19 protein-coding genes are annotated in these 22,732 nt (G+C 29.9%); 7 read left to right on the top strand and 12 right to left on the bottom strand.

Annotation, left to right across the window (positions count from 1 at the left end; genetic code table 11):
* Positions 1-56: 56 nt before the first annotated feature.
* Complete coding sequence (locus tag T483_RS0121880) at positions 57-488, bottom strand: MarR family winged helix-turn-helix transcriptional regulator (RefSeq protein ID WP_026888750.1); 432 nt, start codon at positions 486-488, stop codon at positions 57-59.
* 861 nt (positions 489-1,349) lie between these two features.
* On the opposite strand from T483_RS0121880, the gene T483_RS32690 reads away from it, so the two are divergent.
* The gene (locus tag T483_RS32690) at positions 1,350-2,207 is read left to right on the top strand and encodes a carbohydrate-binding protein (RefSeq protein WP_431603163.1); all 858 of its coding nucleotides are present in this window, start codon (positions 1,350-1,352) and stop codon (positions 2,205-2,207) included.
* Positions 2,208-2,467: 260 nt separating this feature from the next.
* On the opposite strand, the gene T483_RS0121870 is transcribed toward T483_RS32690, so the two are convergent.
* On the bottom strand, positions 2,468-4,255 hold the full coding sequence (locus T483_RS0121870; protein ID WP_026888748.1) for a GGDEF domain-containing protein: 1,788 nt from the start codon (positions 4,253-4,255) through the stop codon (positions 2,468-2,470).
* 227 nt (positions 4,256-4,482) lie between these two features.
* Between T483_RS0121870 and T483_RS0121865 the strand changes: the two genes are divergently transcribed.
* On the top strand, positions 4,483-5,205 hold the full coding sequence (locus T483_RS0121865) for a hypothetical protein (protein WP_026888747.1): 723 nt from the start codon (positions 4,483-4,485) through the stop codon (positions 5,203-5,205).
* 253 nt (positions 5,206-5,458) lie between these two features.
* On the opposite strand, the gene T483_RS0121860 is transcribed toward T483_RS0121865, so the two are convergent.
* The 5 genes from T483_RS0121860 to T483_RS0121840 form a co-directional block, all read right to left on the bottom strand.
* The gene (locus tag T483_RS0121860) at positions 5,459-6,019 is read right to left on the bottom strand and encodes a class I SAM-dependent methyltransferase (protein WP_026888746.1); all 561 of its coding nucleotides are present in this window, start codon (positions 6,017-6,019) and stop codon (positions 5,459-5,461) included.
* Positions 6,020-6,216: 197 nt separating this feature from the next.
* Positions 6,217-6,960: a hypothetical protein gene (locus tag T483_RS0121855; RefSeq protein WP_026888745.1), complete on the bottom strand. Its 744-nt coding sequence runs from the start codon at positions 6,958-6,960 to the stop codon at positions 6,217-6,219.
* A gap of 169 nt (positions 6,961-7,129) precedes the next feature.
* Positions 7,130-7,828: an MBL fold metallo-hydrolase gene (locus T483_RS0121850; RefSeq protein ID WP_026888744.1), complete on the bottom strand. Its 699-nt coding sequence runs from the start codon at positions 7,826-7,828 to the stop codon at positions 7,130-7,132.
* Between the two features lie 22 nt (positions 7,829-7,850).
* Positions 7,851-9,701 carry an ABC transporter ATP-binding protein gene (locus T483_RS0121845; RefSeq protein ID WP_026888743.1) on the bottom strand — a complete coding sequence of 617 codons (1,851 nt, stop codon included), beginning with the start codon at positions 9,699-9,701 and terminating at the stop codon, positions 7,851-7,853.
* 6 nt (positions 9,702-9,707) lie between these two features.
* On the bottom strand, positions 9,708-11,426 hold the full coding sequence (locus T483_RS0121840; protein WP_026888742.1) for an ABC transporter ATP-binding protein: 1,719 nt from the start codon (positions 11,424-11,426) through the stop codon (positions 9,708-9,710).
* 241 nt (positions 11,427-11,667) lie between these two features.
* Between T483_RS0121840 and T483_RS0121835 the strand changes: the two genes are divergently transcribed.
* Positions 11,668-11,952 (top strand): hypothetical protein, encoded by a 285-nt coding sequence (locus T483_RS0121835; RefSeq protein ID WP_026888741.1) that lies wholly within the window; start codon positions 11,668-11,670, stop codon positions 11,950-11,952.
* A 93-nt stretch (positions 11,953-12,045) separates the two neighbouring features.
* Here the strand turns inward: T483_RS0121835 and T483_RS0121830 are convergent, their stop codons facing one another.
* Complete coding sequence (locus tag T483_RS0121830; RefSeq protein ID WP_026888740.1) at positions 12,046-13,179, bottom strand: deaminase domain-containing protein; 1,134 nt, start codon at positions 13,177-13,179, stop codon at positions 12,046-12,048.
* A 326-nt stretch (positions 13,180-13,505) separates the two neighbouring features.
* Between T483_RS0121830 and T483_RS0121825 the strand changes: the two genes are divergently transcribed.
* Positions 13,506-15,206 (top strand): GGDEF domain-containing protein, encoded by a 1,701-nt coding sequence (locus tag T483_RS0121825; RefSeq protein ID WP_026888739.1) that lies wholly within the window; start codon positions 13,506-13,508, stop codon positions 15,204-15,206.
* 91 nt (positions 15,207-15,297) lie between these two features.
* Here the strand turns inward: T483_RS0121825 and T483_RS0121820 are convergent, their stop codons facing one another.
* On the bottom strand, positions 15,298-15,648 hold the full coding sequence (locus tag T483_RS0121820) for a winged helix-turn-helix transcriptional regulator (RefSeq protein WP_026888738.1): 351 nt from the start codon (positions 15,646-15,648) through the stop codon (positions 15,298-15,300).
* A 128-nt stretch (positions 15,649-15,776) separates the two neighbouring features.
* Here T483_RS0121820 and T483_RS0121815 point away from each other — a divergent pair, with 128 nt between their 5' ends.
* Entirely contained in the window at positions 15,777-16,832 is a 1,056-nt protein-coding gene (locus T483_RS0121815; RefSeq protein ID WP_026888737.1) for an NADH:flavin oxidoreductase, read from the top strand.
* A 95-nt stretch (positions 16,833-16,927) separates the two neighbouring features.
* Here the strand turns inward: T483_RS0121815 and T483_RS0121810 are convergent, their stop codons facing one another.
* Together T483_RS0121810 and T483_RS0121805 are read right to left on the bottom strand one after the other, a co-directional pair.
* Positions 16,928-17,518, bottom strand: a complete 591-nt coding sequence (locus T483_RS0121810) for a hydrolase (protein ID WP_026888736.1) — start codon at positions 17,516-17,518, stop codon at positions 16,928-16,930.
* The gene (locus T483_RS0121805; protein ID WP_026888735.1) at positions 17,490-18,746 is read right to left on the bottom strand and encodes a multidrug efflux MFS transporter; all 1,257 of its coding nucleotides are present in this window, start codon (positions 18,744-18,746) and stop codon (positions 17,490-17,492) included. The genes T483_RS0121810 and T483_RS0121805 overlap by 29 nt, the downstream gene beginning before the upstream one ends.
* A gap of 198 nt (positions 18,747-18,944) precedes the next feature.
* Between T483_RS0121805 and T483_RS0121800 the strand changes: the two genes are divergently transcribed.
* Together T483_RS0121800 and T483_RS0121795 are read left to right on the top strand one after the other, a co-directional pair.
* Positions 18,945-19,508, top strand: a complete 564-nt coding sequence (locus T483_RS0121800) for a TetR/AcrR family transcriptional regulator (protein WP_026888734.1) — start codon at positions 18,945-18,947, stop codon at positions 19,506-19,508.
* Positions 19,509-19,754: 246 nt separating this feature from the next.
* Positions 19,755-20,285 (top strand): hypothetical protein, encoded by a 531-nt coding sequence (locus T483_RS0121795; RefSeq protein WP_026888733.1) that lies wholly within the window; start codon positions 19,755-19,757, stop codon positions 20,283-20,285.
* A 131-nt stretch (positions 20,286-20,416) separates the two neighbouring features.
* Here T483_RS0121795 and T483_RS0121790 read toward each other — a convergent pair whose 3' ends face one another.
* Positions 20,417-22,429 carry a methyl-accepting chemotaxis protein gene (locus tag T483_RS0121790; RefSeq protein ID WP_026888732.1) on the bottom strand — a complete coding sequence of 671 codons (2,013 nt, stop codon included), beginning with the start codon at positions 22,427-22,429 and terminating at the stop codon, positions 20,417-20,419.
* Positions 22,430-22,732: the final 303 nt, after the last annotated feature.

Raw genomic sequence — 22,732 nt, 5'->3', positions numbered from 1 at the left:
ACGTAGTATGATGGAAAATAGGCTGGCAAATGTACTTGTTATTTTTTGAATGTGCTTTAATCTGCAATTTTCTTAGCTAATCTATCAATTAAAGAAACTAATATATTAAATTCATCCTCATTTAACTCATCTCTTAAAGATTTTTCAATTCTAAGGATAAACTCATATACATTTCTTTGAATTTCCATTCCCTTTTCTGTTAGTACTATTTTTTTTAGACGTGCATCTTCTAATACACTTATTCTCTTAATATGCCCGTTCTTCTCCATTAATTGAAGTACGCTTGTCACTGAGGAACGTCTAATATCAAGTTCTTCTTCTATGTCTTTCTGAAAAATGTCTTTTTTATCTGATTTATGATATATGAATCCAAGAATCCTAGCTTGAACTCCAGTCACACCATATTGTGAGGCTTCTTTATCTATTCTTCTATGTATTCTCTTAGACAGCATACTCAATTTTTTCCCAATATGTACCTCTTTATTCATGCTTATACTCCTATCAGTTTGTTAGATTTCTAACATATATTATTTTAATTTTACTTTTTAAATTTGTCAAGATAATATAATTTTATTTTAAAAATAATAAGTCTTAACTCTTAGAAATTAGTTTCCTTATATTTATTATTACTTCCATATATATCAATTCACATGATATTTTCTATTTTCATCTGATAATTCAAATTCTTCAAAACAACTTGAAGCTTTTCATTACTGTCTTTAAGCTCTTGCTCAAGATCTATTATTTTTTTAAATATAGAAACTCAATTGCAACATATATATTAAATTTACTATCTCTGTAACATACCTAAACCGTAATCATAAAATGAATGAGACAGGCTTTAATGCCATAACAAAAATACAAGGAGATTCTCAATGTATAATGATGATTTTTTTTACTGTCCGTATTGTATGCAGAAAAATATTTGTCCATTTTTTGATGAACAAATGAAAAATTTCAGCGATAATGATCAAATGTCAAGATTTGATAGCTACGAGGATTCTTATGAATTTCAAGATTCAAACTTATATACTAGAGAAATTTACTCAGATTCTCATAGAGCTTCTGACCAAGAAGTTACTAGAATATTAAGATTAATGCGTACTCAAATGCCTCAGTTTTTCTCACTACTCCAAGGGGTTGGCGATAACTATTTTAGAACCGCTATTGCTTTCACTTTAGATAATGCTCAAACATATCCTGGAAATATAAATCAAAGTGTAAATAGAATTTTTAATGACTTTAGGAGAAGAAACAATTCAATTTTTCTTTCTCTTCGTTCTCTAGGTGTTCCTAATAACGTTGTTAATCTCACTTTTAGATCTATAATTGAATTTACTCTTAGAAACATTAATCCTTCACCAGCTCCTGGTCCAAATCCTACTCCATCACCTAGCAGCGGTTGGAGTAAATGGGAGGATCTTGGCGGAGTTTTAAAATATTCCCCTTGGGTTTCTTCTTGGTCAGCAAACAGGCTTGATGTATTTGTAACTGGATCTAATAATGCTCTTTACCACAAATGGTGGGACGGCTCTCGCTGGAGTGATTTTGAAAACCTTGGTGGTGTTCTAACTTCTGGTCCAGCGGCTGTTTCTTGGGGAAATAATAGAATAGATGTATTTGGTAAAGGTTCAAATAACGCAATGTACCATAAGTGGTGGGATGGCTCTCGTTGGAGCGACTTCGAAGACCTTGGTGGAGTTTTAACATCTGCACCTGCCGCTTCTTCTTGGGCAGCAAACAGAATAGATACATTTGTTCGTGGAACAGATAACGCTCTTTATCACAAATGGTGGGATGGCTCTCGTTGGAGTGACTTCGAAAACCTTGGTGGAGTTCTAACTTCTGGCCCAGCAGCTGTTTCTTGGGGAAATAATAGAATAGATGTATTTGTCCGTGGTCAGGGTAATCGTCTATACCATAAATGGTGGGATGGCTCTCGTTGGAATGATTTCGAAGACCTTGGCGGAAATTTGGCATCTGCTCCTTCTGTATCCTCACGGGCTTCTAATAGACTAGAGGTATTTGCGCGAAATCAAAGCAATCAACTAATCACAAAAACATGGAATGGTTCGCGTTGGAGCGATTGGCAAACAATAGGCGGTTCCTTTACTTTAGATCCTGCAGCTGTTTCTTGGGGCTCTAATAGAACCGATGTATTTGCAAAAGGCCCACGAAATTCTTTATTGCATATTTGGCGAGATTAATTAGCTTAAATTACTGAATTATAATTTTCTAAAAGAATAAAAATGCTTAGTCTTTCTGTACTAAGCATTTTTTATTATTATACACTTTCCTACTTCAGCAATATTCATTACTACTTTTCTTATTTTTTATTTGCTGATAAAATCATACCTTCTGCTTCTAAATTTTTTTAGTATTGTATTCTAACGGATTGTCAATTCACTAAATAACTAATAATCCACTCAAAAATTAACTCTATTTTTATTAAGGTAATAATTTAATTTCAATTAACTTGTTTGATTGAATAACAGCTTCCAAGAACACATTTAACTTCTTTTTTTATTGCCGCTACAGCAACTCCCACTTCTTGTGAATTCGAGCAATTATTAAGCTCACCATAAATTCCTGCAATTGAAAGAGAAGTAAGTGGAAATATACCATTCTTTCCATATCTGTCTGTAGCCGTAATATACCTATTACCTCTATCTTTCTCATTAAAAAAATTCAAAATCCCATCATTAAATTTCTTTATAATTTTTTCACACACTTCTTCACATTCTTCAATTGGATTTTCTAAAATACTAACAAAATCATCTCCACCTATATGTCCAATAAATCCATTATAAGGGAAAAGTGATTTTATTTCAGATTGTATTAATTGAGCGGTATATTTAAGAATTCGATCTCCATTTTCAAATCCGTACGTATCATTATAAATTTTAAAATTATCTAGGTCTAGATAAAGAATACAACATTTACGTTTTGTTTTAATTATATTCATTATAGTATTTTGTATAGCGGTATTACCTGGTAGTTCAGTAAGTGGATTGAGTTGTCTCGCATAGTTACATTCTAACATTGTAGTATAATTTAACAAAGATCTTATTGTAACCATTCCATAATATTTATTATTGTTAGTTACGATAATATAATCATATATATTTTGTGTTTTCCTACACATTGCTAGCCTTGAAACTTCTGTTACAGGTGTGTTGTAATCTACAATTAAAGGATTTGTATCCATAACTAAAGAAACAGGACGTTTTGTAAAAATTGCAACACCATATTTTGTAGCAAGAGCTGAGTCTAACGTATGTTTCATAATAAGACCTAATGGTACATCATTGTTTACTATACAGGCTCCAGTAATATCGTTAGAATCAAAATATTCTTTAATATCACCACAATAAGTTTTAGGCCCAAATGGACTATCATGTCTAACAATTTCGCCTATACTGCTTGATTGATAGTTATGATACACATTGTCCTTAAATTTATTACACCTTATAATTAAATCCTTAATATGATTAGGTATATCTAAAAAAGTTCCCGCCGGACGACTTAGTAAGAAACCTTGTCCCGCATAGACGCCTAAGTTTACTAATGTTCTTAATTCTTCTTCTGTTTCTATTCCTTCAGCAATAAGCTTCATATTTGTTGCTTCAGATAGCTTAACAAAGCATTCTACTAATGATTGTTTAAATGAATCTTCATTTATATCTCTAATTAAATCCATATCAATTTTTACGTAATGTGGTTTTGTTTCATTAAGCATCTTAAGCCCTGAATATCCTGAACCAGTATCATCAATTGCAATTTTATACCCTTGGTCTACATAATTGCTGAGAGCCTGTTTAAATCCTCTGTAATCTTCTATACACGTCTTTTCGGTAATCTCAAATATTATACAATCAGGTGACATGTTATGTTCTGCAAGAAATTCCTTAGTAAAGCCTTTCTTAAATTTTTCGTCTTTAAAAATATGAGGATCTACATTTATAAAAAGATATTTATTTTTTTCAATATTTGTAGCTCTTTTAATAGCTTTTATTCTACATAGTTGTTCTAACTCCCATGTTTTATTATAAACCTGAGCAGCGTTAAATAACTTATCCGGATTTTGCAATGGTGAGTCTATTGGCCCTCTGCTTAATGCCTCATACCCTATGATTTCTCCATATAAAAGTGAAACAATGGGTTGATAAACTGTAGTTATATTTTTGCTATTTAATATATTTTCCAACTCCTCTGCCTCATTATAATTTAAATTATTAACTAATGAATTTAACATATTATAATCTCCTCATATTTCTTCTAATTAGCTATTATAGTAGCTCTTGTAAATATAGTTGAAATATAACATAATCTTATTAAAAGTATTTATAATTTTTGTTAAGTTAATGTAAAAACGTTTATCTAGTCAAAACCAAAATTATTACATAAACTGGAATTAACATATTTTGCTTCCATAAACTTATGATATAATTATTGTAAAGACAATTCTAAGGAGGCATTTTCATGACAAAGGTTAATAAATTACCTACAACAAAACTGTGGAATCCGAAATCATTTATTATATTTTCCGTATTTTTCTCATTTCTACCAGCTGGGATCATGTGTGCTTTGAATTATGGACGATCTGGAAGTCAAAAAAAGAAGTGGATATTTCTTTTAACGAGCATCTTAGTGCTTATAGCACTTATTGCACTGCTGCCTATATTATCAATTAATACTTCTATCATATTTTTCAGTATTAATATAGCTTTAGGGATAATTCTTATGTTTACACAGTTAAAGCTGTATAATGAACATATTCAAAATGGCGGGCAAAGTGCTTCGTATTTATTTCCTATAATCATAGGACTTTTGATTTTTTCATTGTCTGCTGCTTCAATTCTATACTCAATTTACGTACCAAAAAATGCTCTTGATTATGGCGAAAATCACTTATTTTATACTAATAAGATAACAGAATCCCAAGCGAAAAAACTTGGAGATTATTTAAATTCAGAAGGATACTTCACTCCTAGTTCCAAAGTGGATGTTAAGATTGATAAGCAAGATACACTTTATATTCTATCTCTTGTTGTAGAAGGTGACTATAAAAGTGATACAAGCTATGTAGAACCTATGAAAGCAATATCAAAAGAGATTTCTAAAAATGTTTTTGAAAATAATAAAGTTAGAATAGATTTATGCAATGATAGATTCAGAGTTCTTAATTCCATCAATGTAGATTAAACTTTTCTTATATGTCTCTACGAATAGATAAAACAACTAATACCTGAAATTATGTATATATCTCGCCAAATTTGGGATATCTATATAATAAAAATAATCTATCTTTAAATTTTACTATGTTTTTATTCTAAATTTCATCAAAACAAGACTAGCATTTATTTGCTAGTCTTCTTTCATATTTATATAGCTAAATGAGATTATTGTATGATATTTCATTTCTTCTTGAATATACAAAATAAATCTCCTCTTTCTCCTAGGAATTTATACATTTCAAAACATAGGCTGGCGGGAAATTAAATACAACTCTTTCTATATTTATCTTTTTAAAATATCCAGTAATAAATTCTTTTTTTAAGAGAGTATATTGAAATGTTATAAATAATCCATTTCTTTTTAATATATTTCTAGTTTGTCTTAAAATTTTATTTGAAACAGATTTAGGAAGACTAGCAAAAGGCAACCCTGATACAACATAATCTACTCTGCTAAGATTATATTTTTCTAAATGTTTGTCTACATTTTCAGCAGAATCATTTATTATTATAATATCATCTTCTCCTTTATATTTTTCTTCTAATTGTTTGCAAAATTCTTCGTTATATTCAAATAACATTAATAATGTCTCTTTCTTTTTTCTTTTTACAAGCTTGTCCGTAAAAACTCCTGTCCCTGGTCCGTACTCAATTATAACCTCAGAATTTTTAAAATCTATGTCTCCTACCATTTTCTCTGCAAGTTTCTCTGAACTAGGTGCTACAGCCCCTATGGTTCTAGGTGATTTAAAATATTCAATTAAAAATTTTACTAGCTTCATATCAAAAGCCTCCTTGAATTCTTCTCTTTTAGTTAAATTATAGAATTAGTATAAATCTTAAATATTAAAATCTATTTAGTAAAATCTTAAGAATCTTTAAATTTTGTTTTAAATATAAAGAAAGAAGGTATACACTTTAACCCTCTTTTAGACTTTATTTTATATATAATGTGCTTTTAATTTGATTTTTGTTCTTTTTAATTAAAATTATTTCTTACTGTATTAATCATTTTCTCCTTATTTTCCTCTAGTTGAACTAACCTATTTACATTAGCCCCAGATGGATGTGGAAAGCCTTTTAATATTTGCTTTTCGCTTATGATTTTATTTTCACATAGCTTGTATAATACTTCTTCTACTGACCTACCCAATGGTATTATAAGAATTTTATCCAAATTATTTAATGCTTTTAATTCATAAGTGAAATTCTCATAAACATATTTCATTAAAAATTCACTTTTAATAAGTTTTGGAGTATGACCTGAATAATTTTTTCCTTTTAGAAAAACTGCATAAGGTATTAGTGAAACTGTATGCAGCAAGTAATCTTTTTCTTCAAATAATTGATTACAGCTCTCTATTTCTAGGCACTTATTAAGCTCTATTTCATCTAGCATGTCAATCAAATTTTTTCTAAGACTCCCACTAAATCTTCCTGCTTTCTTACATTTATACTGAATTCCTTTAATATTATCAGAATTCTCTAATTCTCTTCTTGCAGCAGAAATTGCAGTGCTCATTTGTTGAAAACCTGGAGTTATACCAACTATAAATACTCTTGCATTACAATTTATATATTCATTATGAGGCGAATAATATATTTCAAGATCTTCTTTCTTATCAATTAAGAAATCGTTTATCAATAGTTCATTCTTATTGTATTTCTCTTTTACTTGCAATTTTTTAATTTTATCTTTATAATCATATAATGTTTTTTTCATAATCAGCCTCTAACTTCTACATTTATTTTGCTACTTTATATTATCTTCATAATTAAAAAATATTATTAATATATCCTTCACTAATAATTATAAATTTAATGGAAATTTTTTTAATAGAATATAAAAAAGATAGCAGCTTCATAGTAAAGCTACTATCTTTATATTCTTCTTAACTATTAGCTAATTTTGCAATCCTGTCATTTGAGCTTTTTGTAAATACTCCACCATGATAACAGATAACAGTTTCTATATCATACTTTGTAAGCTTCTTAAGAGATTCTATTGCTTGCTTCATATCAAATGTATATTCTGGATTAGGACCAATTAACTCATCATTTACAACATTCATTGCATCTCCAGTTACCAATGCTTTATACTTTTTTAGATAAAGACAAATATGCCCCGGAGTATGTCCTGGGGTATAAATTACCTCTATTCCTCCACAATAAGAAAGTTCCTCTTCATCTTTAACAACCCTATTAACTTTTGTTTTAAGCTGCTTTATAGTTTCCTTCATAGATTCCGGCATTGAACTCAAACGCTCAGGAGTAATTTTTATACCAATTTTCTCTCCCTCAATATAAGGTCTTTCTCCACTATGTGCTAACACTTCTATTTCACTTTTAGAATTCTTAACAATACTTGACAAGCTACCAATATGATCCAAATCGTGATGAGTAATAATTATTTTATTAATCTTGTCAAAGGATACACCTGCCTTTTCCACTTCTTCACGAATATTTTCTATTTGTCCAGGTAATCCCGTATCTATTAAAATCACATTTTTATCATCCCAAATTAGTGTAGCATTCATTCTTCTTTCTTTGCTTCCTAATTCAAGTATATCTAATCCTTCTGCAATTTTCATTTTTCTTCCTCCTAATTAAAATTTATTCCTCAATTAATTTTCCCATTTGACTAATAACCATTTTGTAATATTGGCCTTTTTTCTTCATAAGGCTTTTGTGATCACCACTTTCTAATATCTTTCCATCACCTATTACCATAATGTGATCTGCATCTCTAATAGTCGATAATCTGTGCGCTATTAAAAAGCTAGTGCGATTTTTCATTAATCTTAATAGTGCATGTTGAATATCTTTCTCAGTCTTTGTATCTACACTGCTAGTTGCTTCGTCTAAGATTAAAATCTGACTATCACATAGAACTGCTCTAGCAATAGACATTAGCTGACGCTGACCTTGACTTAAATTATCTGTAGCTCCAGAAACCATTGTTTGATAACCTTTGGGAAGTTTATCAATAAATTCATGAGCATGAGCTATTTTAGCAGCATTTATGACTTGCTCATCAGTTGCATCCTTTTTAGAATAACGAATATTATCCATAATTGTTCCAGTGAAAAGACAAGTGTCTTGAAGCACAACAGAAAAGCATTTTCTAAGACTATTTCGTTTTATATTCATAATTGACTCATTATCAATCAAAATATTTCCACTGTCTGCATCATAAAATCGAGTAAGAATATTAACAATAGTAGTTTTTCCTGCTCCCGTCTCTCCTACTAGCGCAACTGTTTCTCCTGCCTTAACTTTAAAACTAACATTCTTTAATATAGGTGTAGACTTATCATATGAAAAGCATACATTTTCAAAGGTTACATCACCATTTGGATGTTTTATCTCAATGGCATCTTTAAGATCTGCACTTTCTTCTTTATTGTCTAAAATCTCAAAAACACGTTCTGCGCCAGCAAGTGCTGACTGAATTGTATTAAACATACCTGCTACAGAATTTAATGGCTGTGAAAATTGTTTTGAATAGCTTAAAAAACTAACTACAGTTCCAACAGCTACGCCATATCCTACGGACAGTGCACCGCCCACAATGGCAACAACTGCAAAAATAAAGTTATTAATGACATTCATAAGCGGCATCATATATCCAGACCATATCTGTGCCTTATTGCTGCTTTCGTAGAGATTTTCGTTTATCTCTGCAAATTGCTTTAAAACATCCTCCTGTTTACTAAAAGCCTTTACCATCTTTAATCCTAATATATTTTCCTCAATCACTCCATTAAGTGAACCCAGATTTCTTTGCTGTGCTAAAAAATATTCGCGACTATGAACTGCAATTACACGTGTTAAAAGTATAACTAGCGGTATACATAGCAAGACAACTAGTGTAAGAGGCACATTTAATGCTATCATAACTGTAAAAGAACCAGCTAAAGTTAAAATACTTGATATTAACTGTGTAGTTGTTTGTGCAATTGTAGAACTAATATTATCTACATCATTTGTTATTCTACTCATTGTATCTCCATGAGAACGTGTATCATAAAATTTCAAAGGAAGCCTCTGCATCTTTTCAAAGAATTCTGCACGTATTACAAAAACAAGTTTTTGTGAAACTTTAAGCATAATAATACCATTTATCCATGAAATAATACAATTAACTCCATACAAAACCGCAATTATAGTTAAGAATGATACGAGAGTCTTTTTGTCTACTGTTCTAGTTGCAATCTTAAATGTGTCAAAAGTTTTTCCTACAAAATAAGGAATTCCAACAGAAATTACTGATGAAAAAACTGTAAGAAGCATAGCTAAAAAAATTGTCTTAGCAAAACGCATATATATTTTAATAATACGCACTAGTGTGCCTCTAGCATTTTTAGCTTTTTGTGTAGGCGCAAAGCGGTTTCCGCCTCCACCTACACGTCTTCCACTAATAGAAGGTACTTTTACTTCAGTTTTAGAAAATTGTTGTGCCATAATATCCTATACCTCCTTGCTGCTCTCTATTTGCGTTTTATAAATATCTCTATATACTTCACAGCTTTGCATAAGTTCATCATGAGTTCCATATCCAACCTTAGCTCCATTATCCATAACCAAAATTCTATCTGCAAACATTGCTGTTCCACAACGTTGAGTAATTGTAATTATAGTTTGATTTCTCGTTTTTGAACTTAAGTTTTCTCTAACTTTTGCTTCTGTTACTGAATCTAATGCACTGGTTGCATCATCCAATATAATTATAGACGAATCTCTAAGTATTCCGCGAGCTATAGAAATACGCTGTTTTTGACCACCTGAAAGATTCACTCCAGCACTTCCTAAAATACTTTCATATCCATCTTTCATATTATCTATAAAACCTGCTTGTGCCTTGTCCGAAGCTTCTTTAATCATTACACTGCTTGCTTCCCTGTTACCCCACCTAATATTTTCAGCTACAGAACCAGAAAAAAGCATTGGTTTTTGCGGCACTATAGCAACACTATTTCGTACAGAATCAACATTTAATTCCTTAATATCATAGCCATCAATTAAAATTTTTCCATTGTTCACATCATAAAATCTCAAAAGAAGCCATGCAATAGTAGATTTCCCGCTGCCTGTTGGACCAATTATAGCTAAACTTTGTCCACTTCTAATAGAAAATGATAGATTATTTAAAGCAGGTACACCACTACCATTTGGATATGCAAATGTAACATCTCTAAATTCAATATCACCATTTAATTCTTTCATTTCGCCATCATGAGAAAAATCTCCATCACAATCAACTATTTCTTTAATACGCGCAGTAGAAGCCTTGGTTCTTACAAATGTATTGAATATATTTGTTATCATGATTAATGAGGTAAGAATTTGTGCCATATAAATTATAAACGCTGATATATCTCCTGGATTTGCAAGATTTGCTGAAAAGAGACTGCTACCTTCTGAAATTACAATTATTGTTCCAATTCCAACAGTAAGAGTTATAAGTGGTGACACAAATGTAATAACACTTTGAGATGATATTCCTTTTTCCATTAAGTTTGTATTTTGATTTTCAAACTTACTACTTTCCTTATCATATGTTCCAAAGGCCTTGACTAAACGCACACCTATAAGATATTCTTGAACAACTGAATTCACTTTATCCATAGCCTTTTGCAATTCATAAAAACGAGGATAACTTAACTTCATACTGATAATAATAAGTACAGACACAACCGCAACAACACCATATATGATAAGGCTTAACCTAAAGTTAAGTAGCGTTGCAAGTACAATACTACCTATGCACGTAATTGGGGCTTTCAAAAAAATCCTCATAATTCCATTGACGAACAATATAATCTGTGCCGTATCATTTGTCATACGTGTAATTAGAGATCCACTTTCAATCTTATCTGCACTTAATTCTGAAAAATAAACAATTCTTTCAAATAAATCGTACCTAAGATCTGCTCCCATTCTCTGAGATACCTTACTTGCTAAAATATTTCTTATAACTGCAAAAGCAGCTCCAATTGCAGTTACTATGAGCATAAGCATTCCCCAGTAATAAACTTTAGAAAGTGATCCTTGCTCAATTCCTGTATTAATTATGTTAGACATAAGCGTTGGACCAAGCAAATCACAAATTGCTTCAGATGCAACACAAAAAACAGCTATCCCAAATGGAATTTTATACTTATTAAAATATTTACTGTATAAGCTCATATTTATTATTCCTTTCCTTTGTTTAAATGCTAATTCTCCTACCATATTATACATCATTTTTACATTCAAAATACAATAAATATTTCCAGCTGTTTATAAAACTAAATCTTCCACGTATTAATAAGTTAACTTTTTTCAATAATAACTATATAACTTATCTTTAAGTTATTAAAATTTTTATTTAGAGTATTTTAATATACTATAAGTAATTTTTTAGATTATTATGTTAGGAGTGATTTAAATGAGAAAAGGAAAAACACTAAATGATCAGACGCCAAGTGTCTATGATACTGAAAAAATTATTGATATTCATTCATCTGAGGACGATCCATCCCTTGATTCTGAAAAAGTGAGATATGCTAACAGCCATGCTTCGCGATCAAAGTATACTCATGGTTCAAGCGATGTAAGCCCTGTGAATACAAGCAATTCAGACTCTACAGAGAGAATTCCCACATCTGTTAGATATTCTGATTCTGACATACATAAAGATGATGATGAATTTGACTATCAAGGTGAAATATAAATTCGTTATATAAATAGTTATAAGTTAAAACCAGCGACAGTATATTTATGTATTGCCACTGGTTTCATCTTTCTTTTTTTAACGAGATGGATGTTATTCACCATACTTCTTATGATATTTCACTTGAACTTTTATATTGGGATGCTTTTTGCAAAACTGGCTAATTACAAAGCAGCAACTTGGACATGGCTCCCACTTGCTATATAAAATTAAGTTTCCTTCATCCTTCAATAACCTTGCTTCTATCTGTTTATGTATTTCTTCAATTATCTTTTTTTCACTATCATTTATTCTGTCATACCCTATTCCAAACTCACCCAATTTGTTAACTTTATTACTTTTAAAAAATGACTCATCTTTTTCTGGTGCAGAACAATAATCCGCTATATCATTACTTCCACTTATTGCCTTAAATTCTTTATTATCATATATTGCTACTGCTATATTTATAGAATCCTGTAATGTTTTACTTTGATTTATTTTAAATACGGACCTTTCTTCTTCATCAACTTTCATATACTTATTAATGTTCTTTATTAATCGTTGCATTCTCGGTATGCTATTACTTATATGTTGATGATATTCAACAGTCCCCTTTTGTGGCGTAATATACTGATAATTTATTTGCTTTGGCATCTCTATAGATATTGTTTTAACTTTAGTATTAATATTATAGCTTTCTTTTACTCTTCCTTCTTTAATAAGAATCATTTTCTTCAATAATTCAATATCCTTTGAATAGAGATAATCATTATCTAATTCTTTTTCCAAAATTTCTAATTTCAGTTTTTCTTCTTCACTTACTATTCTAGATACACTTCTTTTAACTTCTTCTATTGCAGATATCATATCTTGAACGTTATCTTTAGGCATTGACTCTCGTTCATATTCAACTCTATTTATATTTAATATTTTTATTGAACTTATTTTCTTCCATAATTTATTATGTTCACTTTCAAATAGTATTATCCTTTTCATGTAGTTGATTAAATCTCTAACATTATCTGCTCTATAAGTGATATCCTCTTCACCAATACATTTATATACTGCTTCTACCAAGTTATTATCTACTTTAAAAGTCTTTGCAACTTCTACCTTAAATTTCTCTTCATCAAAGTAATTTATTTTATAGCCTTCTTTCTTCAATGCATCTTTAAAATCACTTAAATTATTAATTTTTATTCGTTCTTTTTTTCTTTTATTTGAAATTATGTTTCTCTTGGTCATACTTACCTCTTATGTTTCGAATGATTGTCAAAAATAATTAACAATATTTATTAGTTACTTTTACTTTTTAATAATTCCTTCATTATATCATAAATTTTAAAATCACTAATAAAGATATTATGCAAAACCTATATGGTATAATAATACTTATTGTGAAATATGATACAACTAATCACACTTTTATTATAAATAATTCAACTTTTATTTTAATAATGTATTAAAATAAAGAACATAGTAGAAACATATAAAATAAAATATATTAAACCAATAATCATTTTCAGGAATATAAATTTCATTAATCCAAAACATTAATACGGGGTGGCAGTATGTTAAAAAATATATCAATAAAATTAAAGGAGGTAAATTTTATATCTTTAACAGGCATCATTATTATTTCAATCTTACTACTAACAAACTTTGTAAAAGTTCTAAAGTATAGTTATTTTGAACTTATTGATGTTGATAAATATATAAATTTATCAAACAATGTAGACTACTTCATTCCTAAAGATAACCAATATGCCGAAATAGGCCAAATAGAAGGCAATAATAATATTAAATTTGAAAAAAACAATTCTAAAAATATCTATTTTCCTGAAGATGTCCAAAAAGTCTGGCTTAAACTAAAATTACAAGATAAACAAGCTAGCACTGACAACATAATATATATTGATTGTGAATTCATTGAAGATATTCAATTTTATATTCCAACTACTGATGGCAGATATGTAGCCGAAAAACCTAATGAATACTTTATCTTTCCATATATTAAGCTTCCTGAAAATATTGATTTTAATAAAGATATCTATATAAATTCAACTTGGGATTCAAATGTGTTTAATTTACTTCTAGCAAAAGACAGTAACTTTTACACTATTCAAACATTACTAGCATGTTTCTATATTGGTAATTTAGGTGTACTCCTAGGAATGCTTATTATGAATATGATTCTATTCTTTTCATCGAAAGATAGTAAGTATTTATTTCATTCGCTTTTTACAGGATCATTGCTTTCACTACTATACTGCCTATCTGGAGCACAGAAGTTAATTCTGGGATTTAACAGTAATAACAGACTTATAGCATTAGGAGCAATGGCAGCTTCGACCTGGGTTTTGTTTATATATTCACACCTAGATATAAAAAGCAAGATGCCAATACTAAATAATTTTTTTAAACTTTCAATATCTTTTCTCTTACTTTCTCTCTATATATCTGGAATTATTCCTGATGGGTTTACTTATGATATCTTATATTTATATATAATCATAGTAGGATTATGTATTCTTATTTCAATATATTCTTATTTTCAATTTGGTATGGGATCTATATATTACTTGTTTGGAATACTTATACTTTTTACCGGCTTTATTATATATATTTTAGGTTCTTACGGTTTGCTAGAATGGAATATATTCACTTTTAGTACATGCTATCCTGCTGCCTCAATTGAAACATTATTATTTACAATAGGAATTATAAAACAAATAAAAAATGAAAAAGAACTTAATAATAAGCTTCAATTAGAAGTTATGACAGATAAACTTACCAAAATATATAATAGGCGTTATTTTGAAGAAACAGTTGCGAATAAAATTCTTCAGCTTGACAAAGAAAAACACCTTGTATCAATGTTGATTCTTGATATTGATCACTTTAAAAATGTTAATGATACCTATGGTCATAGTACAGGAGACCTGGTTTTATCTGAAATAGCTATGATTATGAAACATTGCCTTAGGAATGAAGATATTCTTGTTAGATGGGGCGGAGAAGAGTTTGTTGCAGTGCTCCCATTCACAAATTTAAAAGAAAGTACTGCAATTGCTGAAATAATAAGATTAAGCATAGAAAAGCATGTCTTCAAATTTGTAAATAAAGTAACTGTTAGCATAGGTATCGCTGAAAAAGATATAGATGAAGATTTTCACAGCTGGTTTAGGCGTGCTGACAATGCCTTGTATAATGCAAAAGAGAATGGAAGAAACGCGGTTTGTGTTTGTTATACAAATGAAGTTAAAAAATAATTCCTAGCATCAAACGCTAGGAAACCATAATTATATTTAAAGATAAACATTTATCACGTTTAAACTCTTTTATTTTGCTTCAGTTTTAACTTCATTCCTTATGTTCCGGCCATACTCTTTTTCCCCATTCATTTATGATTGTTAATGCAGGAAGTAACTCATTACAGTCATCTGTTAAAGAATATTCTACATGCGGTGGAATTTTATTATATTCTGTTCTTTTCACAAGTCCATGTTCTTCTAATGCCTGCAAAGATCGAGTTAGCATAATATTAGTTATACCGGGTATACTCCGTTTAAGTTCATTATATCGAATACTCTTTGCAACTGATATCTCCCATATAATAGGAAGCCTCCACTTACCTCCTATAATTTCAAGAGCTCGAAGGACAGGACATGCTTTAGAATACTTGTTTTGTACTTTTTCTATTTCATTTTTCATAAGTAATCCTCCAAAAACCAAGGCACAAAAATGTGCGTACTTGTTACTATGTTCCCTATTAAACTATAATAATAACATACCAAACAAATGGTAATATGTAAATAAGTCAAAATGGGAGTGTGAATATTTTGAAAAAGTTATTCTCAGAATTTAGTATTAAAAATATAGAAATAAAAAACCGCATATGCGTACCTCCAATGGTTGTAGGTTTAGCTAACGACGGATATGTAACATCAGAAAATTTAAACCGCTATAAAGAATTAGCTCAAGGCGGTCCAGGACTCATAATACAAGAGGCTACATGTATTAATAGAGACGGAAGATTATCAGAAAAGCAAATTGGAATTTGGGAAGATGATCAAATTGAAGGATTAAGAAACATAGTTAATGCAGTTCATGAAGAAGACTGCAAAATATTTATTCAAATCCATCATGCTGGAGTTACAGGAATATCTAAATCTCCTCTATGTCCAAGTCCATATGAATATAAAGGTTTTTCTGGAACAGTTATTGGACGTGAAATGACTAAAGAAGATATAGAATCAATACAAAGCGACTATATTGAAGCTGTAAGAAGAGCTTACGAAGCTGGCTATGATGGTGTTGAGCTACATGGATGTCATGGTTATTTAATAAGTCAATTTTTAAATAAGAATGTTAATAAAAGAACTGATGAATATGGCACTAACCCAGAAAGATTTGTACTAGAAATACTAGAAGGAATTAGAAACGTAACTCCAGAAGAATTTGTTGTAGGAATTCGTCTAGGCGGATTTGAACCATCAATAGAAGATGGAGTAAGTTATGCTAAAATATTAGATAAGAGTGGAATAGATTTTCTTGATATTTCTTATGGATTCTTTAATGAACAAGAAATTAATGTAAGCAAAGATTATAAGTATTCCAATGCTGTTTATGCTGCTGAGAAAATCAAGCAAGAAGTATCAGTTCCAGTATTTGCAGTTAATGGAATTAATTCAGCTGAAATTGCAGAAGAAATATTAAATAAAACAAATGTAGATATCGTTGATATTGGTAAAGGGATTCTTATAAATCCTAATTGGGCAAACCATGCTATGGATGGAAAAGATACTGGTAAATGTTTGAATTGTGCAAAATGCATGTGGTTTGGTCAATCTGAAGTGTGTCCTGGAAAAGTTATATTTGATAAGAATAATAAATAAAATGTTTTCTAAACTGTAAATGTAATTACAGTAAAAAAGATACAATGCTTATGTATTATATGCATTGTATCTTTTTCGCTATTTGTTGTTTTTAATTATTTTAATGCTGAAATTACTTCTTCGCTTGTTCTAATTCTTCCAATCCTAGGAAAAATATATTTACAAACATAATCGTGTTCCTCTTTTGTCACTGCTGTCATTGCATCTTCTACAAATATTTGATTATATCCATATTGATATGCTTCCCTTGCTGTTGTATCTACACCAATGTTAGTAGAAATCCCACCTAACACAATAGTATCAATCCCTCTACGTCTTAATTGCAAATCTAAATCAGTTCCATAAAATGCTCCCCATTGTCTCTTGGTTACGATATGCGCATTTTGAGTATTAGCTATTTCTGGTATAATACTATCCCATCCTTTAGGAAATTGCATTCCATTAGCCTGAGAATCTGTCTTCGGTTTAAGTGTATCTTTTCCATCTATAGATGAAACTCTTACAAGAACTATAAATGCACCTTTTTTACTAAATTCATTGACTAATTTGCTTGCATTTTTAACTATATTTTCACTACTATAAGGTGAAAGTTCTCTATTTACGATTCCATTTTGCAAATCTATAAGAACTAATGCTGTTTTTTCTACATCAATAAATTTATTTTCCACTGACTTGAAGTTTTCCATTTCTTATCCCCTTTTCATACTTCTCTATTCTATGATTATTATTTATATTAAGTTTATTATACACTTTAAAATATACTAGCACTGCATTAATTAATAACAATGCACTCGTTACAAAAAATACGCATTTTATTCCTAAATATCCTGCGATTTGTCCTCCTAGAACTGATCCTGCAAATACACCTAGATATCCTGCTGCCATACTAAAACCAAATACTCTACCTGTAAGAGCAGATGGTGTAATTTTCTTAACCAATATATTAACAGAAGGGTTAAGACCACCAACTGTGAGTCCTAGTAAAAATCTAAGTCCCATAAGCTCCCAAGTGTTCGTTACAAAAGCTTGAGGTATGAATATTATTCCAGCTATTATGAGACATATTAGCATAACTTTATGTGCTCCTACTTTATCAGAGAGCCTTCCAAGCCTTGGAGCTGCAATTATATTAGCAAAACCTGATGCAGAAAAAGTTATTCCCGCTATTAATGCAATATGACTCGCTTCCTTAGATAGTTGAGTAACATAAACTGTTACTATTGGCTCTACCGAATACATTGCTACAGATAATATAAAAAAAGTTATAAACAAAGTAATGGTTAATCCTTTTTCCGGAACTGTATTCCAAACTTCTTTGAAACTTAAAACTTTATTATCTACACGACTAAAAGATTCCTTTACAAATAATACTGTAGTAATAAATGCAATGAGCATAAGCCCGCCTGTTATAAAAAATACATTTTGCAAACCAAAAGTCTCTCCTACAAATCCTCCAATTGTAGGTCCAAGTAAGGAACCTGCAATGTTAGCTGTTGAAATAGTTCCTAGAGCATATCCTGCATGTTCTTTATCTGTTTGAGTTGCAATTAAGGTAGTACAGGCTGTGCTATATCCTGTGATAGCTCCTTGTAATAACCTAAGTGCTATTAATACATATACATTAGGTGCAAATCCCATGCAGCTTATAACTATAGCCATACCAAGACTTGCCCTAAGCAACATTGGTTTTCGCCCAAATTTGTCAGCAGCATGTCCCCAAATGGGTGAAAAAATAGCTGAGATAATAAACGTACTACCAAAAGCAATTCCAGAAAGCCTCTCTATCGAAGCCGCATCTTGAATTCCTAAATGCTGTATATATAGTGGTAATACTGGCGCTATCTGGCTCATGCCTATTCCTGTCACAAACATTCCAAACCAACAAACTTTTAAATTTCTTTTCCACATTTCCATAATAAATTTATTCCTTCTTACTAATTAGTTTTGTTATTGTAATACAATAACTTGTATATTGTCTTCTAAATATAAGAATAAACTATAAAATATAATTTGTAAACTACATCTTATAGTTTAATAATTATTTCCAATTTGATAAAAATAACCTATCATGTTAAACTATCTTTATTAATCAGAATTATAAGAGGTGATAAAATGGTTCAGAAACGAAATTTAACTAAGGAAAAAATTATTGAAGCTTCTTTTTTACTAGCTGATGAAATCGGACTTAATCAGATTACTTTCCAAAAGATTGCAGAAAAACTGGATATAAAATATCCATCTTTATATAATCATTTTGCCAACATTGAAGACCTTAAAATAAAAATGACCATATACTTTTTAAATAACTTAAATTCAACTTTAATGGAGCGACTAATTGGGAAAAGTGGAGAAACTGCAATAAGAGAATTTGCTTATGTATATCGAAATTTTGCATTTGAAAACAAGAGTGGTTATAAGCTTTACGTTAATATCCCAAGTACTGAAAGTGATGAAGTTAAGCGTCTGGCTAGTGAAAGTAATGCAATAATACGTAAAATTTTAGACTTTTATAGCAGTGATAAGATATTTATAATTCATAAAAGCAGGGCTTTAAGAAGTCTATTACATGGATTCGTTTCGTTAAGCTCCCACGGATATTTTCAAAATCCAGTCAACTTAGAAGATAGTTTTAAATTAATGATCGATGATTTTATTTTATCAATTTCAGAAAAATAACTAAGAAAATTTTAAATCTTAATTCAAAATGTCAACTACATATCTATATTACAAATGATAAATTTTATGTTCAGTTGTTATCTTGCAAAATAAAGCAGCATATCATAATGCAATTTTTGCTGTGCTGCTAATTTTTATATTATAAAGTGCTATATTTTGCTCGTTTATAAGGTATACTGTAAAAAAATCAGAACAACAACGCATATTTTCAATATATTATAGTGTACTAGTTTTTTAGGTGATAATATGCAGGAGAATTATAATGCTACCATACATTTTCCAACTGGCAACGATCAATTAGATTTAGAATTGCTTAATATAGAACTACAAACATCCTATGTTGATTTAATAGCGACTTTACTTGGTATCATTTCAGCAGTAAAAGCTAAGCAAATAATAATTCAAAGAATGATGCAGCAACAGCAATCCCCAAGTCAACAAGAACAACAAAATCAGAAGAGTCAGCAACAAGACCAACAGCAAAATCAGCAAAATGGTCAGAATCAACAGAAGTCTGATGTACAACATCCAACTCCAAGTGAAATAGCTGCATTTGCAAGCTGTCTTGGTGTATATGTGATTCTTTCTTATACTAGAGTTTCATTTATAAGGCTTAACGAACTGTATAATAACATTCAGTCAGGTAAAAGTAACTTTTCTATTACGCCTAACATAAATATAACTACTGGTTTTGTATACTCTTGTATTGGCACTTTATTAAGAACAGTTGGCGCTATTCAAAGAGTTGAAGAAGAAGCCGAGATAACTATTCTATAATTAAAGTCATAAAATAATCTAAAAATTATTTTATGACTTTAATTATTTTTCTAACCAATATTCAAAAATATATTGCCAGAATTTCAAATAAACCTAGCAATATACCTATTATTCTAATTTAACTATTTACTCTATACATTAAACTTTCCAACTATTTGTTCTAATTTATCTGCAATATTCTTAAGCTCTATTACAGAATGTGATATCTTTTCCATAGAATTAGATTGCTCTGAAACAGTTGCTGAAACTTCTTCAATTGAAGCTGCTGACTGCTCTGCTACAGCTGAAATTTCTTGAATGCTGCTTATTGCTGAATCTTTATTTTCATCTATAGATTTTATATTAGAAGTTAACTCTTCTATATTTTCTATAGTATCATCAAATGTACTATTTATAAGTTGGAATGTATCAATAGCTTCTTTGGTAGTTTTGCTTACTTCTGTCATTATAGTTTTTTCTTCATCCATACTTTTCTTAGCTGCATTTATCTCTCCTATAATTTCATTCACAATGCTTTCTATTTCCTTAGTTGAATTTGAAGTCTGTTCTGAAAGTTTTCGTATCTCATCTGCTACAACCGCAAATCCCTTACCAGCTTCCCCTGCTCTTGCCGACTCAATTGCTGCATTTAATGCAAGAAGATTAGTTTGTTCTGAAATTGCTTGAATTGTATTTATTATTTTGCCTGCAGATCCTGATTTATTAGATAATAAGTCTATATTTCTAATTACTTTTTCCAAAGCTTCATTATTAGCATTGATATTATTCATAAGATCCTTTGAAGCACTAATCCCTTCTTCACTAATATGCTGCGATTTTTTTGAAAACTTTGTTACTAAATCTGCTTTATTTGATGAGACATCTATTTTCTCTCCAAGATGCAATAATTTTTCAGAAGCAAGTTCTGTATTCCTTGCTTGATCTAATGCGCCAACTGAAAGCTGATCTACCGTTTCAGAAATCCCCTGAATTCCCTGAAGCGTTTCATCAGTTGAAACTGCAATTCCTTCTGAATGATCAAGTAACTCCTTTGATTTTTGTTTAAGAACTTCAATTGTTTCCCTCAACTCTTTTCTTAGCGATGTTACAGCTCTAGCGATGATTCCAATTTCATCTTTATTTTGAAGTAATTTCTCGAATTCATCTTCTTTCTTCATTTCTAAATCTAGGCTAGTAGTTTTATTTATCAAATTAGTCACCAATGAAATCGGTCTGGATATTTTACTTGCAAAATATAAAGCAACCATAGAAAAAATAACCATTAAAAATACAAACATGGCAATAAAACTGATAATTAAACCGGTTAGTGGTTTTAAAAATTCAGCATTTGGAACTGCAATACCCATTATCCATCTTGATGAAGTAATAGGAGCTGTTGCAAAATATTTATTTATTCCATCATAATCTTTTAGCTTTATAACATTAGCTTCAGAACTATCCTTTCTAACCATGCTACTTAAACTTCCACCTAATACATCTCTAATATTCCTTAGCTTATCTGAACTTGGCTGAAACTCTTTATTTGGATGAATCACAAATTCATCTTTTTCATCTAATAAGAATCCATAACTGTTATTTATAGGTTGAGCCTTCTGAACTTCGTTAGAGATACTTTCCATATTTATGTCAGTACCTAAAACTCCTATGACTGCTCCATCTTTTTTAACTGATTTTGCAACTGTAACGACTAACTTCTTAGTTTCAGAATCTATGTATGGATCAGAATAAATTACTGAGTCACTTTTTAAAGCATCTTTATACCAATCTCTCTCTGTACAATTAAAGTCATTATCCGGTATCCATCCATCTTCATCAACAAAACTTTTATCTTCAAAACCAAAATATATATCCATAATATCGGTATTTGACTCTGCTTTAACTTTCATATATTTCAAAAGGTTTGTCCTATCATAATTATTGTTAAATTCGATGTTCTCCGCTGTTTGATTAACAAAGTTTCCTTGAGTAGCCATCCAATTGTCTATAGTTTTTGCATATTTTTCAGATAGTACTCTGAGTTTATCCTCTGATTCAACCACAGTTGTTTTATAAAAAAGATAATAACTTATAGATGAAGAACATAATAAGCTAAAAAAACAAACTGCTACGACTAAGAGAATAACTTTTGTCTTAATGTTTTTCATTTTAATTCACTTCCTGTTTGATTTTCAAATTTATCTAACAAATGTTAAACATATATCTTTCTTATAATCAATATATTATATGTATTGATTTTTTCATCTTTAGCAACATACACAAACATGTAAAAATACTATTAACTTAAGTTAAGTTTCTTAAATAGTTAATATATTTCATATAATTCGCCTTCTTTCTACAAAATTGTTTTAATTCTAATATATATTCTAGAGTGCACTCGAAGTCAATGTATAACTTTTACATATTTGGATCTTACAATAATTTCTCTTTTATAAAATAATCCTTTATTT

It is taken from the genome of Clostridium beijerinckii HUN142 (assembly GCF_000621745.1).
GTDB classification, from domain to species: domain Bacteria; phylum Bacillota; class Clostridia; order Clostridiales; family Clostridiaceae; genus Clostridium; species Clostridium beijerinckii_A.
Note: the sequence above shows the minus strand (reverse complement) of the source record. Positions and strands in the feature narration are given on the sequence as shown.

Coding starts and splice junctions, on each gene's coding strand:
- T483_RS0121880 (WP_026888750.1), bottom strand. CDS start 488: ATGAATAAAGAGGTACATATTGGGAAAAAATTGAGTATGCTGTCTAAG.
- T483_RS0121870 (WP_026888748.1), bottom strand. CDS start 4,255: ATGTTAAATTCATTAGTTAATAATTTAAATTATAATGAGGCAGAGGAG.
- T483_RS0121865 (WP_026888747.1), top strand. CDS start 4,483: ATGACAAAGGTTAATAAATTACCTACAACAAAACTGTGGAATCCGAAA.
- T483_RS0121860 (WP_026888746.1), bottom strand. CDS start 6,019: ATGAAGCTAGTAAAATTTTTAATTGAATATTTTAAATCACCTAGAACC.
- T483_RS0121855 (WP_026888745.1), bottom strand. CDS start 6,960: ATGAAAAAAACATTATATGATTATAAAGATAAAATTAAAAAATTGCAA.
- T483_RS0121850 (WP_026888744.1), bottom strand. CDS start 7,828: ATGAAAATTGCAGAAGGATTAGATATACTTGAATTAGGAAGCAAAGAA.
- T483_RS0121845 (WP_026888743.1), bottom strand. CDS start 9,701: ATGGCACAACAATTTTCTAAAACTGAAGTAAAAGTACCTTCTATTAGT.
- T483_RS0121840 (WP_026888742.1), bottom strand. CDS start 11,426: ATGAGCTTATACAGTAAATATTTTAATAAGTATAAAATTCCATTTGGG.
- T483_RS0121835 (WP_026888741.1), top strand. CDS start 11,668: ATGAGAAAAGGAAAAACACTAAATGATCAGACGCCAAGTGTCTATGAT.
- T483_RS0121830 (WP_026888740.1), bottom strand. CDS start 13,179: ATGACCAAGAGAAACATAATTTCAAATAAAAGAAAAAAAGAACGAATA.
- T483_RS0121825 (WP_026888739.1), top strand. CDS start 13,506: ATGTTAAAAAATATATCAATAAAATTAAAGGAGGTAAATTTTATATCT.
- T483_RS0121820 (WP_026888738.1), bottom strand. CDS start 15,648: ATGAAAAATGAAATAGAAAAAGTACAAAACAAGTATTCTAAAGCATGT.
- T483_RS0121810 (WP_026888736.1), bottom strand. CDS start 17,518: ATGGAAAACTTCAAGTCAGTGGAAAATAAATTTATTGATGTAGAAAAA.
- T483_RS0121805 (WP_026888735.1), bottom strand. CDS start 18,746: ATGGAAATGTGGAAAAGAAATTTAAAAGTTTGTTGGTTTGGAATGTTT.
- T483_RS0121800 (WP_026888734.1), top strand. CDS start 18,945: ATGGTTCAGAAACGAAATTTAACTAAGGAAAAAATTATTGAAGCTTCT.
- T483_RS0121795 (WP_026888733.1), top strand. CDS start 19,755: ATGCAGGAGAATTATAATGCTACCATACATTTTCCAACTGGCAACGAT.
- T483_RS0121790 (WP_026888732.1), bottom strand. CDS start 22,429: ATGAAAAACATTAAGACAAAAGTTATTCTCTTAGTCGTAGCAGTTTGT.